13 protein-coding genes are annotated in these 15741 nt (G+C 73.7%); 6 read left to right on the top strand and 7 right to left on the bottom strand.

Annotated features, from left to right (window positions below; genetic code table 11):
• The first annotated feature begins 163 nt into the window (after positions 1-163).
• Positions 164-610: an Lrp/AsnC family transcriptional regulator gene (locus ACIQPR_RS38555; protein WP_403658520.1), complete on the top strand. Its 447-nt coding sequence runs from the start codon at positions 164-166 to the stop codon at positions 608-610.
• On the opposite strand, the gene ACIQPR_RS38550 is transcribed toward ACIQPR_RS38555, so the two are convergent.
• From ACIQPR_RS38550 to ACIQPR_RS38540, 3 genes are all read right to left on the bottom strand, one after another.
• On the bottom strand, positions 604-3594 hold the full coding sequence (locus ACIQPR_RS38550; RefSeq protein WP_403658517.1) for an AAA family ATPase: 2991 nt from the start codon (positions 3592-3594) through the stop codon (positions 604-606). The two genes, ACIQPR_RS38555 and ACIQPR_RS38550, sit on opposite strands and share 7 nt — an antisense overlap.
• Positions 3595-3649: 55 nt before the next feature.
• Positions 3650-4813, bottom strand: coding sequence for an exonuclease SbcCD subunit D (locus ACIQPR_RS38545; protein WP_403658514.1), 1164 nt, complete (start codon positions 4811-4813; stop codon positions 3650-3652).
• Positions 4814-4926: 113 nt separating this feature from the next.
• Positions 4927-5553 (bottom strand): YigZ family protein, encoded by a 627-nt coding sequence (locus tag ACIQPR_RS38540; RefSeq protein ID WP_403658511.1) that lies wholly within the window; start codon positions 5551-5553, stop codon positions 4927-4929.
• A gap of 125 nt (positions 5554-5678) precedes the next feature.
• Between ACIQPR_RS38540 and ACIQPR_RS38535 the strand changes: the two genes are divergently transcribed.
• Both ACIQPR_RS38535 and ACIQPR_RS38530 read left to right on the top strand, forming a co-directional pair.
• Positions 5679-7664 carry an amino acid transporter gene (locus tag ACIQPR_RS38535; protein WP_403658507.1) on the top strand — a complete coding sequence of 662 codons (1986 nt, stop codon included), beginning with the start codon at positions 5679-5681 and terminating at the stop codon, positions 7662-7664.
• Positions 7665-7669: 5 nt separating this feature from the next.
• A complete protein-coding gene (locus ACIQPR_RS38530; RefSeq protein ID WP_403658504.1) occupies positions 7670-8494 on the top strand; it encodes an SDR family oxidoreductase in 825 nt (274 codons plus the stop codon).
• 30 nt (positions 8495-8524) lie between these two features.
• Here the strand turns inward: ACIQPR_RS38530 and ACIQPR_RS38525 are convergent, their stop codons facing one another.
• The 4 genes from ACIQPR_RS38525 to ACIQPR_RS38510 form a co-directional block, all read right to left on the bottom strand.
• Positions 8525-9067, bottom strand: a complete 543-nt coding sequence (locus tag ACIQPR_RS38525; RefSeq protein WP_403658501.1) for a SixA phosphatase family protein — start codon at positions 9065-9067, stop codon at positions 8525-8527.
• On the bottom strand, positions 9064-9852 hold the full coding sequence (locus ACIQPR_RS38520) for a hypothetical protein (RefSeq protein ID WP_403658498.1): 789 nt from the start codon (positions 9850-9852) through the stop codon (positions 9064-9066). Before ACIQPR_RS38520 ends, ACIQPR_RS38525 begins: the two co-directional genes overlap by 4 nt.
• A gap of 31 nt (positions 9853-9883) precedes the next feature.
• Positions 9884-10234, bottom strand: coding sequence for a DUF190 domain-containing protein (locus tag ACIQPR_RS38515; protein ID WP_403658495.1), 351 nt, complete (start codon positions 10232-10234; stop codon positions 9884-9886).
• Positions 10235-10298: 64 nt separating this feature from the next.
• On the bottom strand, positions 10299-11177 hold the full coding sequence (locus ACIQPR_RS38510) for an alpha/beta fold hydrolase (RefSeq protein ID WP_403658493.1): 879 nt from the start codon (positions 11175-11177) through the stop codon (positions 10299-10301).
• 168 nt (positions 11178-11345) lie between these two features.
• On the opposite strand from ACIQPR_RS38510, the gene ACIQPR_RS38505 reads away from it, so the two are divergent.
• The 3 genes from ACIQPR_RS38505 to ACIQPR_RS38495 all read left to right on the top strand — a co-directional run bounded on the left by ACIQPR_RS38505 (position 11346) and on the right by ACIQPR_RS38495 (position 15735).
• On the top strand, positions 11346-13397 hold the full coding sequence (locus ACIQPR_RS38505) for a BTAD domain-containing putative transcriptional regulator (protein WP_403658491.1): 2052 nt from the start codon (positions 11346-11348) through the stop codon (positions 13395-13397).
• 96 nt (positions 13398-13493) lie between these two features.
• A complete protein-coding gene (locus tag ACIQPR_RS38500; RefSeq protein ID WP_403658488.1) occupies positions 13494-13913 on the top strand; it encodes a CoA-binding protein in 420 nt (139 codons plus the stop codon).
• 184 nt (positions 13914-14097) lie between these two features.
• Positions 14098-15735: an APC family permease gene (locus ACIQPR_RS38495; RefSeq protein WP_403658485.1), complete on the top strand. Its 1638-nt coding sequence runs from the start codon at positions 14098-14100 to the stop codon at positions 15733-15735.
• The last annotated feature ends 6 nt before the right edge of the window (positions 15736-15741 follow it).

Genomic DNA, 15741 nt, shown 5'->3' with positions numbered 1-15741 from the left:
CACCGAGGTGTTCGGGGTGTCCGTGGGACCCGGATGTCCGTGGTGCCCGAGCGCCCGTGATGTCTTTACGCCGAGAAATGTACGGTCGCCGGTCGGGTCCCTGAAGTGACGATCCCCGGCGTCCCGCTTGATCCGCCGGGGATTCCCCTGCTATTTCTGCTGCATGACCGCGTATTCCCCGGACGCCACCGACTGGCGCATCCTCGACGTCCTCCAGCGGGAGGGCCGGGCCGGTTTCGCCGAGCTGGCCCGGGCCGTGTCCATGTCCGCGAGCGCGGTGACCGAGCGGGTGCGGCGGCTGGAGGAGGCGGGGGTGATCCAGGGGTACACGGCGGTCGTGGACCCGGAGCGGCTCGGCCTGCCGATCCTGGCGTTCGTGCGGCTGCGCTATCCGACCGGCAACTACAAGCCGTTCCACGACCTGGTCGCGGTGACGCCGGAGATCCTGGAGGCGCATCACATCACGGGCGACGACTGCTTCATGATCAAGGTCGCGGCCCGTTCGATGCGCCATCTGGAGGAGGTGTCGGGGCGGATCGGCGCGCTGGGCTCGGTCACCACCAGCGTCGTCTACTCCTCACCGCTCCCCCGCCGGCCGCTGGGTCACTGACCGCGCTGCCGCACCGCCGAGCCCGCCCGCCCCTTCACGACCTCAAGCTGCGCGTGGATGCGGCGCCGCAGGTCGGCGACATGGCTGACGATGCCGACGCTGCGGTCCCGTTCGCGCAGCGAGTCGAGCACGTCGAGGACCTCGTCGAGGGTCTGCTCGTCGAGGCTGCCGAAGCCCTCGTCGATGAAGAGGGTGTCGAGCCGGACCCCGCCCGCCTCGTCGGTGACCACGTCGGCGAGTCCGAGCGCGAGGGCGAGCGAGGCGAAGAACGTCTCGCCGCCGGACAGCGTCGCCGTGTCCCGCTCCCGCCCGGTCCACGCGTCGACCACATGCAGCCCGAGCCCGCTCCGGCCGCGCCCGGCCCGGTCGTCGGAGTGGACGAGGGTGTAGCGGCCGGACGACATGCGCCGCAGTCGTACGGTCGCGGCGGCGGCCACCTGTTCCAGGCGGGCGGCGAGGACGTACGACTCCAGGCGCATCTTGCGTTCGTTGTCCGCCGAGGTGCCCGCGGTGAGGGCGGCCAGGCGGGCCACGCGGTCGTACTCCTCGCGCAGCGGCGCCAGTTGACGTGCCCCGGCCGCCGACCGGGCGGAGAGCCGGTCGAGTTCGGCGCGGCGCCGGTCCGCCGCGTCGCGCGCGGAGGCCGCGTCACGGGTCCGCCGCTCGGCCGCGTGCGCGGCCCGCTCCGCCGCGTCCGGATCGGCGGGCGGCTGCTGCGCGGCTGCCGCGGTGTCGGCCTCGGCGAGGACGGCCCGTACGGCGGCCTCCTCCGACTGCCAGGCGTCCAGGCGCCGTTGGAGTTCGCGATGGGCACGGTCGTCGAGGCGGGCGGCGGCTGCGTCCTGCGGGGTGTCGAAGCCGGCGCGGAAGGCGGCGTCGGCCAGTCGCGCGTCGGCGTCCTTGAGGCGTTGCGCGGTGTCCTCGGCGACGCGTGCGGTGTCGGCGGCGTCGGTGAGCAGCGCGGCCTGTCGCTCCAGTTGGTCGACGCGCGCCGCCACGCTGTCGGCGGCGCCCCGGGCCTGCGCCAACTCCTCTTCCAGCGAGGCGCGTTCACGCTCCAGGGTGTCGCGCAGGGTGGTGCGGGAGGCGGCTCTGAGGGCGGCCTGCTGCTGGATGCCGGTCCGCCGTTCGTGCTCCTGCTCGGCCTGCCGCAGTTCCTCGGCCGCGGGGTGCAGCCAGGACGCGGCGCGGCGCTCCTGCTCGTAGAGCCGTTCCAACTCGGCCACTTCGCCGGCGAGTCGGTCGGTCGGGGTGTCGCCCGCCTCGGCCGTGGCGGCGGCGAGGGCTTCCCGGACGAGGGCGAGGCGGCGTTCGGCCTCGGTGCGCTGTTCCTCGGCGTGCTGGTGGGCGGTGAGGGCCTGTTCCTCGGCCGCGCGGCCGACGTGTTCCGCCGACTTGCGGGCGGGCGCGGGGTGTTCGCGGGCACCGCAGACCGCGCAGGGTTCACCGTCGGTGAGGTGGGCGGCGAGTTCGGCGGCGATGCCGTTGAGCCGCTGTTCCTTGAGGTCGAGCCAGTGGGCGCGGGCCTGGACGGCGCGTTCGGCGCGGGCGAGGACCTGCCGCTGGGCGGCCTCCGTGTCACCGGCGAACTGGTCCCGTTGCCGGGCCGCCCGAAGGCGCCGCTCGGCGGGTTCGCGGCGCACGGCGAGTTGTTCGGCCCGGCCGGCGGCCTCCTGGGCGGACTCGATCCGCGTCCGCAGTTCCGCGCGGTGGGTGTCCCACCCGGCGAGCCAGGCTTCGGCCTCCTGCCGCACGTCGTCGTCGGCGCGTTCCTGCCGGTCCAACTCGGCGCGTTCCACACCGAGTTCGGTCAGGCGTCGGTCGGCGCGGCGGGCCGACTCCAGGCCGCCCAGCTCCTCGGCGGCCCGGCGGGCGGCGGCGGTGAGCCCGGCCGCTCCGGCGTCCGCGAAGGTCTCCGGCAGCAGCTCCCGTGCGCGGGTCTCCGCTCGGGCGGCTTCCCGGTGCTCGGTCTCGGCGGCGTCCCGCAGCTCCAGCGCTGGAGCCACCGCCTCCGCCTTGCGTGCCCGCTCCATCCGCGCCTGGGCCTGCCGGTAGCCGTCGGCACGCTCCTCCAGCAGCGCGGCCCGCTCCCGGGCCTGCGCGAACCGCTGCTGAAGGCGCGCCAGTTCGCGTACGTCGGCCAGTGCGCGGTCGGCCGCGACCCGGGCGGACTCGGCGGCGTCGAGCCGGCTGTGCGCGATGGTGAGCTGTTCGCGCGCGGTACTGCGGGCGATGGCCGCCGCGCCCAGCACCTCGGCGGCGAGGCCGGGTTCGCCGGGGGCGAGGTCCGGCAGTTCCATGGCGGGCCCGGCGGCCTGCTGCATGCGGTGCGCGTCGGCCAGCAACTCGGCGTCGCCCTGGCGGACTTGGGCCTCGGTGGTGCGCCGCCGCTCGGCGAGCCGCTTCTCGACCTCGGCGAAGCGGTGGGTGTCGAAGAGCCGGCCGAGCAGCTTGCCGCGCGCCTCGGCGTCGGAGCGCAGGAAACGCGCGAACTCCCCCTGGGGCAGCAGCACGACCTGGCAGAACTGCTCCCGGCTCATCCCGAGCAGCTGGGTGATCTCCTCGCCGATCTCCTGGTGCGAGCGGCTGAGGTCCTTCCAGTCGGCGGCCGTCGTGTCGTACTCGCGCAGCCAGCTCTGTGCCTTGTCGACCGTGGTTCCACGGCCCTTCTTCTTGGGGCGCTCCCAAGGTGGTTGCCGGGTGAGTTCCAACCGGCGTCCGGAGACGGTGAGTTCGAGCCGGACCTCGGTGCGGGTGGCGGGCGCCGCGTGGTCGCTGCGCAGGGTGAGCCCCTGGCCGCTCTGGCGGACGCCGGGCACCGAGCCGTAGAGCGCGTAGCAGACGGCGTCCAGGACGGAGGTCTTGCCGGCGCCGGTCGGGCCGTGCAGGAGGAAGAGGCCGGCGGCGGAGAGTTCGTCGAAGTCGACGCTCTGCGAGCCGCCGAAGGGCCCGAAGGCGGTGATGTCGAGCCGGTGCAGCCTCATCGGACCCGCCCTGCTGCCGGGAACCGCGTGCCCACGCCGGGCGAGGGCCGCGCGCTCACGGCGTCACCTCCCGCACCACCGCGTCCGCGCGGACCGCGTCGAACGCCTCCTGGAGTACGGCCTGTTCGTCCTCGTCGGGCCCGGCACCGCGCACATGGGCCACGAAGTCGTCGGCGATCTCCTGGTCGCTGCGGCCCGCGAGGCGTCGGGCGTAGGACACGTCGGGGTCGTCCGGGGACCGGTCGGGGTCGAAGACCAGGCTGAGGGTGTGCGGGAAGCGCTCGGTGAGCCGGGCCATGGGGTCGGCCGGGCGCACCGGGTCGGTGAGCGTGGCCTCGACCCAGGCCTGCTCGTGCCGGGTGAGTTCGGGATCGGCGAGCAGGTCCTCCAACGCGCCCCGGATGCGGGCCAGTTCGCGCTCCACCGGGCAGTCGACGCGCTCGGCGGTGACGGTCCCCTCGGCGTCCAGTTCGACGAGCCACATGCTCTTGCGGTGGTCGGCCTCGGAGAAGGAGTACGGCAGCGGGGAGCCCGAGTAGCGCACGCGCCCGGTGATGGTCTGCGCGCCGTGCAGATGTCCGAGCGCCACGTAGTCGACGCCGTCGAAGACCCCGGCCGGTACGGCGGCGACCCCGCCCACGGTGATGTCCCGCTCGCTGTCGCTGGCCTCGCCGCCGGTGACGAAGGCGTGGGCGAGGACCACGGAACGGGTGACGGGCGGGCGGTCGGCGAGGTCGGCGCGGACCCGTTCCATGGCGGCGGCCAGCACCGCTTCGTGCCCGGCCTTCTCGACCCCGAACTCGGCCTTCACCAGGGCCGGTTCGAGATACGGCAGGCCGTAGAAGGCGACGTCGCCGAACGCGTCCGGGATCACCACGGGCGTACCGCAGGCCGAGGGCTCGGTGCGCAGATGGATGCCCGCGCGGTCGATGAGTCCCGCGCCGACGCCGAGGCGGCGGGCCGAGTCGTGGTTGCCGGAGATCATCACCGTGGGCACGCCCAGGTCGGCGAGCCGGTGCAACGTGTCGTCGAAGAGTTCGACGGCGGCGAGCGGCGGCACGGCACGGTCGTACACGTCTCCCGACACGACCACGGCGTCCACCGCGCGCTCGCGCACGGTGGCGACGAGGTGGTCCACGAAGTCGGCCTGGGCCCCGAGCATGTTCACTCGGTGGAACGCCCGGCCCAGGTGCCAGTCGGAGGTGTGCAGCAGTTTCATGGAGCCACCACGCTAGCGCCTGCGGGTCCCTGATCCACCATTGACCTCGGAGTTACCACGCGTTCGGGGCCGTATCGGCGGATATGTGCGCGATGGGTGGAGAAGGGGCGCGGTCAGGCGTCGCCGTACGCCTCGCCGCCCAGCTCCAGTTCCGCCGCCCCCGCCGTGGCGTCGGCCAGCCAGGAGCGGAAGGCGTCCACGTCGGCATCGGGCAGGCCGATCTCGATCGTGACGCTCTCGCCGTAGCGGACGTCGCGGACCGCGCGGCCGGTGGCGTGCAGCTCGTTCTGGATCTTGCCGGCCCGCTGGTGGTCGACGGTCACGGTGGCCAGCCGGAAGCGGCGGCGGGTGAGGGTGCCGAGCGTGTCGAGGGCTTCGCCGACCGCGCCGCCGTAGGCCCTGATGAGGCCGCCCGCGCCGAGTTTGACGCCGCCGTAGTAGCGGGTGACGACGGCGACGACGTAGCGCATGTCGCGGCGGAGCAGCATCTGGAGCATGGGGACGCCGGCGGTGCCGCCGGGTTCGCCGTCGTCGCCGGCCTTCTGGACCGCCGCGTCGGCGCCGATGACGTAGGCGAAGCAGTGGTGCGAGGCGTCGGGGTGCTCCTTGCGGATCCGGGCGACGAACTCCTGGGCCTCCCGCTCGGTGGCCGCCGGGGCGAGGGCGCACAGGAAACGGGAGCGGTTGACCTCGGTCTCGTGCACGCCCGGGCGGGCCACTGTGCGGTACTCGTCCTGCATCCGGCCAGCCTATGCGCAGGGTCAGGGGTCGCCCCGGGTCCGGGGCCGGGTGACGATGTGGTGGATACTCGCTCCTCGTTGCCCGGGGCGCGGGCACGGCCGTCCGACCGCAGGGAGTCCTCAGCATGACCGGCGCGCAGGTGGGCCCCTCGCGGGCGACGGGGTCCGGCGGTCCCGAGTCGACCGCCGAGCGCTGCCGGGCCTGGCTGCTGGACGGGCTGAGCGAGCAGAGCGCCCGGCACCCGGGGCCGCACGCCACCCCGAATCCGGAGCACGAGGGACACCGCTGGTGGCGGGTCATGTGCCTGACCGGTGTCGACTACTTCTCCACGCTCGGCTACCAGCCGGGCATCGCCGCGCTCGCCGCCGGACTGCTCTCCCCGCTGGCGACCGTCGTGCTGATCGGGCTGACGCTGCTCGGGGCGCTGCCGGTCTACCGGCGGGTGGCGCACGAGTCCCCGCACGGCGAGGGCTCGATCGCCATGCTGGAGCGGCTGCTGCCGTGGTGGTCGGGGAAGATCTTCGTCCTGGTGCTGCTGGGCTTCGCGGCGACGGACTTCATGATCACCGTCACTCTGTCGGCGGCGGACGCGGCGGCGCATGTGGTGGAGAACCCGTTCGCGCCCGGCTGGATGCACGGCGGCAACACCTGGATCACGCTGGTGCTGGTCGGCGCGCTGGGCGCGGTCTTCCTCAAGGGCTTCCGGGAGGCCATCGGGATCGCCGTGGTGCTGGTGGGCGTCTACCTCACGCTCAACCTGGTGGTCCTCGCGGTGTCCGCCTGGGAGGTGCTGAGCCGTCCGGTGCGGATCGGCGACTGGACGGACGCGATGACGGCCGCGCACTCCTCGCCGCTCGCGATGGTCGGGGTCGCGCTGCTCGTGTTCCCGAAACTCGCGCTCGGCATGTCCGGCTTCGAGACCGGTGTGGCGGTGATGCCGCAGGTCAAGGGCGATCCGACGGACACCTGGGAGGAGCCGACGGGCCGCATCCGGGACACCCGCAAACTGCTCACCACGGCCGCCGTGATCATGTCCGGTTTCCTGCTGCTGTCCAGCCTGGCGACGACCATCCTCATCCCGCAGAGCGCCTTCAAGACCGGCGGCCCGGCGAACGGCCGCGCGCTCGCCTACCTCGCCCACGAGCATCTGGGCCAGGTCTTCGGCACGTTCTACGACGTCTCGACGATCGCCATCCTGTGGTTCGCGGGCGCCTCCGCGCTCGCCGGACTGCTGAACCTCGTACCGCGCTATCTGCCGCGCTACGGCATGGCACCCGAGTGGACGCGGGCGGTACGGCCCCTGGTCCTGGTGTTCATGGTGGCGGCCGTGCTGATCACGCTCTGGTTCCACGCGAGCGTCGACGCGCAGAGCGGCGCGTACGCGACCGGTGTGCTGGTGCTGATGCTCTCCGCCGCGTTCGCCTCCACGGTCACCGTGCACAAGCGCGGCCACCGCAGGGCCACGCTCGGCTTCGGCGCGATCACCGCCGTGTTCGCCTACACACTGGTCACGAACGTCATCGAGCGGCCCGACGGCATCAAGATCGCGGCCATCTTCATCGTGCTCATCCTGGCCACGTCGTTCGGTTCGCGCGTCCACCGGGCCTTCGAACTGCGCGCGGCGGAGGTCACGTTGGACGACACGGCGGCCCGTCTCGTCGACGAGGCGGCGCGCTCCGGGCCGTTGCGGCTGATCGCCAACGAGCCACAGGAGCACAGCAGTCGGGAGTACCGAGCCAAGGAGTACAGCCAGCGCGAGGAGACCCACATCCCGGACCGCGGCCCCGTGCTGTTCCTTGAGGTGCTGCTGCGCGACTCCTCGGACTTCTCGGCGGACATCACGGTCCACGGCGAGGAGAAGTACGGGGTACGGCGGCTGCGCGTCGCGGGTCCCACGGTGCCCAACGCCATCGCCGCCGTACTGCTCTCGCTGCGCGACCGCACCGGGAAGGTCCCGCACGCCTACTTCACGTGGACCGAGGGCAACCCGGTCAGCCATCTGATCCGCTTCCTCGTCTTCGGCGACGGCGAGGTCGCCCCGGTCACCCGCGAGGTGCTGCGCCGCGCGGAACCGGACCCGGAGCGCCGGCCGCGCGTCCACGTCGGCTGACCGCCGTGCGACTCCTGATCGTCGGCGGCAGCGGCTTCCTGGGCACCGAACTCGTCCGCCGGGCGAGCGCGGCGGGCTGGACCACGGCGGCGACCTACCGCTCCGCGATCCCGGGCACCGCGCCGCCCGGCGTCTCCTGGCACCGGCTGGACCTGCGCGCGCCCGCCCGACTCGACGGCCTCCTGGGCGAGTTGGCGCCGGACGCGATCATCAACGCGAGCAGCGGGCTGAGCGACTGGGAGGTCACCGCCGACGGTTCGGTCCGGGTGGCGATGGCGGCGGCCCACCGCGGCCACCGCCTGGTCCATGTCTCCAGCGACGCGGTGTTCTCCGGTTCCCGGATCTCCTACGACGAGTCGTGCCTGCCCGATCCGGTCACGCCGTACGGCGCCGCGAAGGCCGCCGCCGAGACCGCCGTACGCCTGCTGACCCCGGGCTCGGCGATCGCCCGCACGTCGCTGATCATCGGCGACGGCGGCTCCGCGCACGAGCGCATGGTGCGCGAACTGGCCGCCGGTACCCGCGAGGGCGTCCTGTTCACCGATGTCGTCCGCTGCCCGGTCCACGTCGGCGACCTGGCCGCCGCCCTCCTCGGACTCGCCGACTCCGACCGGTCCGGGATGTTCCATCTGGCCGGCCCGGACGCGCTCAGCCGCCACGAACTCGGTGTGCTCATCGCCCGGCGCGACGGACTGGACGCGAGCCGGCTGCCCGCCGGGCGACGGGGGGCCGCGTCCATGCCGCTCGACGTCCGCCTCGACGGCCGGGCCACGCGGGACCTGCTGGGCGTCCGGCTGCGCGGGGCCCGCGAGTTCCTCCGACTCCCTTAGAAAGGGGCCCTGCTTCTTCCGGAGTCGGTCCTACTTCTTCTTGCCCCTGGGCACGGTCAGGCCGGTCAGCAGGGCCGTGCCCGGGGCGAGGTCGTGCCAGGTGCGGCCGTGCCAGGCGAGGACCGCGATGGCCGAGGTCGGGAACTTCACCCTGACCTCGTCGAGCGCGTTGTCGAGACTGTCACCGGCGAGCGCGAGGACCAGTTCCTCCAGGCCGGGGTTGTGCCCGACGACGAGCAACGTCTCGACCTCGTGCGGGACTTGGTGGACGGCGTCGAGGAGATCCGCCACATCGGCCGCGTAGAGCCGCGGTTCGTAGCGGACGGGCGGCGGGGTGCCCCACTGCGCCGAGGCCAACTCCCAGGTCTGGCGCGCCCGTACGGCCGTGGAGCACAGCGCGAGGTCCGGCAGGGAGTCCGTCTCGGCGAGCGCGGTACCGGCGGCCGGGGCGTCCCGCAGCCCGCGCGGGGCGAGCGGCCGTCGATGGTCGGGAACGCCCGCGGGCCAGGCCGACTTGGCGTGCCGCAGCACGACCAGCCGACGCAGCGGGCGGGCCCCGGAGCGGGCGTTCACGCCAACGACCCGATGTCGCGGGTGAGTTCGAGCCCGAGCAGCCGGTCGGCGTAGGCGTACGTCTCGAAGCGGGCGCCGTCCGGCAGGTCGGGCCAGGTCTCCACGCGCCGCAACACGTCCAGTACGGCGGGCACATCGAGGTCGTTCTCCCAGGCGCCGCGCAGTGCGGCGCGCACCTCGTCGGGCACCGGCCGCGAGGGCCGGCGCGCCCAGTCGGCGACGGAGGCCCGCCAGTGCGCCAGCGTCCGCCGGGCTTCGTCCAGACCGTCCGCGTCGAGCCGCACCGGCAGCTCGCGCGGGTGCGAGAGCAGCGCGAGACGGAACGCCCCCGGGTCGGAGAGGTCCGGGGCGGTGGTCGCGCCGGACCCTACGGGCGCTACGGACGCGACGGGCGCTACGGCGACCAGGACTCCCCCGGGTCCGGGTGCCGCCGCGCTCCCGGCGGCGACATGGAGGACCTGGGCCTCGCCGAGTCCGGAGCCGAGGTCGCCGCCGTCCTCGAACGGGCGGATGCCCAACGCCCCGGCGGCGGAACGGAGTTCGGCCTGGTCCTGATCGCCGGTGAGCAGGGCCCACACCGGTGTGCCGCCGAGTTCGAGGGCGCGCACGAGGAGGTCGGCGACCAACAGGACACGCAGTGCCGTGGGTTCGAGGCCCGACGCGTGCGCCTCGACCCTGGTCAGGCCGCGGCGGGCGGGGGCGGCTTCGGTGGAGTCGCCGGTTCGGGCGTCGATGATGCGCAGCACGGCCCGAGCGTAGGCGGGCGGCGGGTCGTACGCACGCATGTTCGCGCTGTTCCGGCCGGAGTCGCGGGGCTCACCCACGGCTGTCCGGCACATGGATCCGTACCCGGTCCAGGGTCGCGACGGCCGCCGTCCCGGTCAGCACGTCGGCCACGCACGGCAGGAACGCGCGCAGCCGTCGCTCCTCGTCCACGATGACCACCACGCAGGGCCCGTGCGTGCCGAGGTGCGGGACCCGGCCGGGCCTTCGGGTCCCCGAGTCGCCCGCGCCGAACCCCGTCACGCCGTGGAAGACGCTCGCTCCGGTGAGGCCCTCGCGGTGGGCGCGGTGGACGAGTTCGGCGTAGGCGGGCCTGTGGTGCCAGAGCGCGGACGCGTCGAGCCGGACGGTGAGACGGGCGGCGAGCGGGTCGGGCGCGGGCATCGGGCACCCCCTGCCGTGGGGACTGTCCCGACCGTACCGCTCGGGTCGGGAAGGGGGAACGCGGTCAGCGGGCGAGCAGGTCCCGGAGTGACGCGGCCACCTCGGCCGGCGCCTCCTCCGCCATGAAGTGGCCGCTGGTCACGGTGGTGTGCCGCAGGTCCGGCGCCCAGGCGCGCCACCGGGCCGCCGCGTCGAAGCCGAGGGCGGCGCCCCAGTCCTGCTGGAGCACGGCGACCGGCATCCGCAGCCGGGTCCCGGCGTCCCGGTCCGCCCGGTCGTGGGCGAGGTCGATCCCGGCCGAGGCACGGTAGTCGGCGACGATCGAGGGGACCGCGGCGCGGGCGGCGTCCAGGTAGGCGGTGCGGACGTCGGCGGGGATCGCGCGCGGGTCCCCGGTCCACAGGTCGAGGAAGTGGCCGAAGAACGCGTCGGGCGCGGCGCCGATCAACTCCTCGGGCAGGCCCGGGGGTTGGGCCATCAGGTAGAGGTGGAAGCCGACGGCGGCGGTGACGCCGTGCAGCACGTCCCACATGTCGAGCGTGGGGAGTACGTCGAGACAGGCCAGGTGCGTGATCGTGTCGGGGTGGTCGAGTCCGGCGCGGAAGGCGACGAGGGCGCCGCGGTCGTGGCCGGCGAGTGCGAAGCGGTCGTGCCCCAGGGCGCGGGCGAGGGCCACGACGTCCGCCGCCATGGTGCGCTTGGCGTAGCCGGAGCCGTCGCTCTCGGCGGGCTTGTCGCTCGCGCCGTAGCCGCGCAGGTCGGGGCAGATGACGGTGTGGTCGGCCGCGAGGTCGGCGGCGACATGGCGCCACATGAGATGGGTCTGCGGGAAGCCGTGCAGCAGCACGAGCGGGCGGCCCGACCCGGACACGGCCGCGTTGAGGGAGACCCCGTCCGCGACGGGAACGCGGTGGTAGGTGAAGCCGGGGATGGTGGGTGGCATGGCGCGCCCTGCTTTCGTCGATGCTGCCGTACGCAGCCGTACGCATAGGAGATTCGGTGCCGACCTCTGTCTGTGTCGGTGCCGTCTTCGAGCCTGCCGGGTGCCGATGAGCGATGGATGAGCGCGCTACCGTGACCTGGGGCGATGCCTCGGAAAGGGTGGTCGGTGATGGAGGTCGCGTTCGGGGTGCTGGGGCCGGTGACGGCCTGGGACGGTGCCGGGGACGTGATCGCGCTGCGGGGGCCCCGGCACCGGGCGGTGCTGGCCCGGCTGCTCGTGGCCCGGCGCCGGGTCGTCCCGGTCGGGCGGCTGGTCGAGGATCTGTGGGCGGGCCGGGAGGAGCCGCCCGCCGACGCGGTGGGCGCGGTGCGCACGTTCGTCGCCGCGCTGCGCCGGGCCCTGGAACCGGAGCGCCCGCCGCGCACGCGGGCCCGGCTGCTGGTCACCGAGGGGCCGGGGTACGTGCTGCGGGCCGGGCCCGAGGCCGTGGACGCCTGGCGGTTCGAGGAAGCGGTGACCGCCGCCGGAGCACTGTCGGAGGCGCGGGCGCTGGCCCGGCTGGAGGAGGCGCTCGGCTGGTGGCGCGGTCCGGCCTACGCGGACTTCGCCGACGACACCTGGGCCCGCGCCGAGCGCTCCCGGCTGGCCGAGCTGCGCCTGCACGCCGTCGAGCGCCGGGCCGAGGCCCGACTCGCCCTGGGCCGCGCGGCCGAGGCGGTGCCGGACCTGGACGCGCACGCGGCCGAGCACCCGTGGCGCGAGAACGCCTGGCGCCTGCTGGCACTGGCCCTGTACCGCACCGGCCGCCAGGGCGACGCGCTCGCGGTGCTGCGCCGGGCCCGCACCCTCCTCGTCGCACAGCTCGGCACGGACCCGGGCCCGGCCCTGCGCCGGCTGGAGGCGGACATCCTGGCCCAGGCGCCGCACCTCGATCCCGGGCCGGACCGTCCGCCGACGACCCCGTGGACGCGACCGGACGGCACCGCGCGGGGGCAGGCGCCGACCGCCGCGAGCGACGACCCGGCCGAGCAGGTCTGGGCCGCCGCGACCGCCGCCTACGACCGGACCGTCGCGGCCGGTGCCCGGGTGCGGCTGGAGTCGGCGGTCGGGCTGCTGCGGGATCTCGCGGTGACCGGCGGCGGCGGGCTCGAGGCGGCTCGCGGGCACCGGCTCGCGGCGATCACGGCGGCCGCGGAACTGGGCGACCCGGAGCTCACCGCCCGGGTCATCGGCGCCTACGACGTCCCGGCGATCTGGACCCGCGCGGACGATCCCCGGCTGGCGGCGGAGACCGTGGCCGCCGCCGAGCGCGTGCTCGCCGAACTGCCGCCGGACGCCCATCTCGCGGTGCGGGCCCGCCTGTTGGCGACGATCGCTCTGGAGTCACGCGGTACGCGTTCGGCGCGCGGGCCGCAGGCCGCCCGTCAGGCGGAGGGCATCGCGCGCCGGCTCAACGACCCCGCGCTCCTGGCCTTCGCCCTCAACGGGGTGTTCATGCAGACCTTCCACCGTGCCGGTCTGGCCCCGCAACGGGACGCGGTCGGCGCCGAGTTGGTGGCCCTGTCCGCCCGGCACGGACTGGTCACCCACGAGGTGCTCGGACATCTCGTCCGGCTCCAGGCTCGCGGGGCGCTCGCAGACTTCACCAGAGCGGACCGGCACGCGACAGCGGCAGAGGAACTGGCGGAGCGTCATGAACTGCCGCTGGTCGGTGTGTTCACGCGGTGGTATCGGGTGGTGCGGCTCGCCGAGAGCGGCGGCGCGCGGCCGGAGGAGGTCGCGGCGGCCTGCCGGGACGCGGCGCGACCGCTGGCGGGGGCGGGCATGCCGGGGCTGGAGCGCGGGCTGCTGCCGCTCGCCCTGCTGTGCCTGCGCGTGCGGCACGGACGGCCCGCCCAGACCGACGACAGTGTCGACTGGGGACCGTACGAACCATGGGCCCGCCCCCTCGTGTCGCTGGCCCACGGTCGGCCCAACGACGCGCGAGCCGCGCTGCGTTCGCTTCCGGAGCCGCCGCGCGACCTGCTGTTCGAGGCGTTGTGGTGTCTGGCGGCGCGGGCGGCGCTCGCCGTGGGCGACCGGGCCACGATGGAGCGCGCCCGGTCCGAACTGGCGCCCGCCGCAGCGGAGTTGGCCGGGGCGGGCAGTGGCCTGCTCACGCTGGGGCCCGTGGCGCGGTACCTCGACGAGCTCGCCGACGGGCTGCGGAGCCCTCGGTGAGCGGGCGCCCGGGGCGGTCTCCGACCGGGGGAATCACCGCCCGCCGCGCGCCGTTGTGCCACCCGTCAGACTCCCCGCACACCAAGGAGGCCGAGCATGTACGGCGACTCAGCAACGGTCCGCAGGATCCTCACCGAGTCCGGTGACACCTGGGCGGTCGTGGGCCTGTCCGCGAACCGGTCCCGGGCCGCGTACGGCGTCGCGCAGGTGCTCCAGCGCTTCGGCAAACGCGTGGTCCCGGTCCACCCCAAGGCGGAGACGGTGCACGGCGAGCAGGGGTACGCCTCGCTCGCGGACATCCCCTTCGACGTCGACGTCGTCGATGTGTTCGTCAACAGCGATCTCGCCGGGGCGGTCGCGGACGAGGCGGTGGCGAAGGGCGCGCGGGCGGTGTGGTTCCAGCTCGGCGTGATCGACGAGGCCGCCTACGAGCGGACCCGGACGGCGGGCCTGGAGATGGTGATGGACCGCTGCCCGGCGATCGAGATCCCGAGGCTCGGCCCCGGCTCCGCCTGACACCGGGAGGGCGCACCGGGAAGGCACAGTAAGAAGGCACCGTAAGAAGCCTGTGAACATGTCAAAGAACGCTTCGAAGACGAGTCAAATTTCAGGCAACGTACTTCTGTAAATATTCATTCATTCCTAGCCTGAGGCCCCCCGTCCGTTAAGCATCCGTGCTGACTTCGAGAGGCCTCTTGACATGGTGAGCGTTGACCAGTCCGTCCCGGAGGCCACCAGGGATCCGAGCGGTCTGCGCAGGGACGTCGGCCTGATCGGGCTGACTTGGGCGTCGGTCGGCTCGATCATCGGCTCCGGCTGGCTGTACGGCGCGCACGACGCGGTCATGCAGGCCGGACCGTCGGCGATCATCTCGTGGGTGATCGGCGCGGTCGCGATCGTGCTGCTGGCGCTGGTGCACGCCGAACTCGGCGGCATGTTCCCGGTGGCGGGCGGTACGGCCCGTTACCCGCACTACGCGTTCGGCGGCCTGGCGGGCATGTCGTTCGGCTGGTTCTCCTGGCTCCAGGCCGCGACCGTGGCGCCGATCGAGGTCGAGGCGATGATCGGCTACGCCGGTCACTGGTCGTGGGCGACCCACTTCCAGCACGCCGACAAGACCCTGACGACCAGCGGTCTGCTGGTGGCGATCGTGCTCATGGCGGTCTTCGTCGCGGTCAACTTCTTCGGCGTACGGGTGCTGGCGCACACCAACAGCGCCGCGACCTGGTGGAAGATCGCCGTCCCGCTGGGCGCGATCTTCGTCGTCGCCGCGGGCAACTTCCACCCGGCCAACTTCCACTCGGAGGGCTTCGCGCCCTTCGGCGCCAAGGGTGTCCTCACCGCGATCAGCACCAGCGGCATCATCTTCGCGCTGCTCGGCTTCGAACAGGCCATCCAGCTCGCGGGCGAGAGCCGCAACCCGAAGCGGGACCTGCCGCGCGCCACGCTCGGCTCGGTCGCGATCGGCGCCGTCATCTACGTCCTGCTCCAGATCGTGTTCATCGCCGCCCTGCCGCACAGCACCTTCGCCAACGGCTGGGGCCACCTCGCGTTCAAGGGCGACAGCGGTCCCTGGGCCGGCCTCGCGACCCTGGTGGGCCTGGGCTGGCTGGCCTGGATCCTCTATCTGGACGCGATCATCTCCCCCGGCGGCACCGGCCTGATCTACACCACGGCCACCTCCCGTGTCTCCTACGGCCTGGCGAAGAACGGCTACGCCCCCAAGCTCTTCACGAAGACCGACGCGCGCGGTGTGCCGTGGTTCGGGCTGATCATGTCCTTCGTGACCGGCGTGATCTGCTTCCTGCCGTTCCCCAGCTGGCACAAGCTGGTCGGCTTCATCACCTCGGCGAGCGTGCTGATGTACGCGGGCGCCCCGCTGGCGTACGGCGTCTTCGCCGACAAGCTGCCGCGCCTGGAGCGCCCGTACCGGCTGCCGGCCGGCAAGGTGATCTCGCCGCTGTCGTTCGTGGTCGCCAACCTGATCATCTACTGGGCGGGTTGGGACACCCTGTGGCGGCTCGGCCTGGCGATCCTGCTCGGCTATCTGCTGCTCGGCGGCTACGCCTACTACGCGCACAGCAACAACCTGCCGGACGCGCCCCGGCTGGACTTCAAGGCCGCGCAGTGGCTGCCGGTCTACCTGCTGGGCATGGGCGTGATCTCCTGGCAGGGCGGCTTCGGCGGCAAGGGCAACCTGCCGCTGTGGTGGGACATCGTGGTCATCGCGGCCTTCTCGGTCGGCATCTACTACTGGGCCAAGGCGACGTCGTCCACGGCCGAGGACATCGAGCGCAGCATCGACGAGGTCGTCATCACGGACGCGCCCGCGCACTGAACCGTC

This window comes from Streptomyces sp. NPDC091280, assembly GCF_044768565.1.
In the GTDB taxonomy this organism is placed as follows: domain Bacteria; phylum Actinomycetota; class Actinomycetes; order Streptomycetales; family Streptomycetaceae; genus Streptomyces.
The sequence above is the reverse complement of the archived record's forward strand: the minus strand, read 5'-3'. Positions and strand labels throughout refer to the sequence as shown.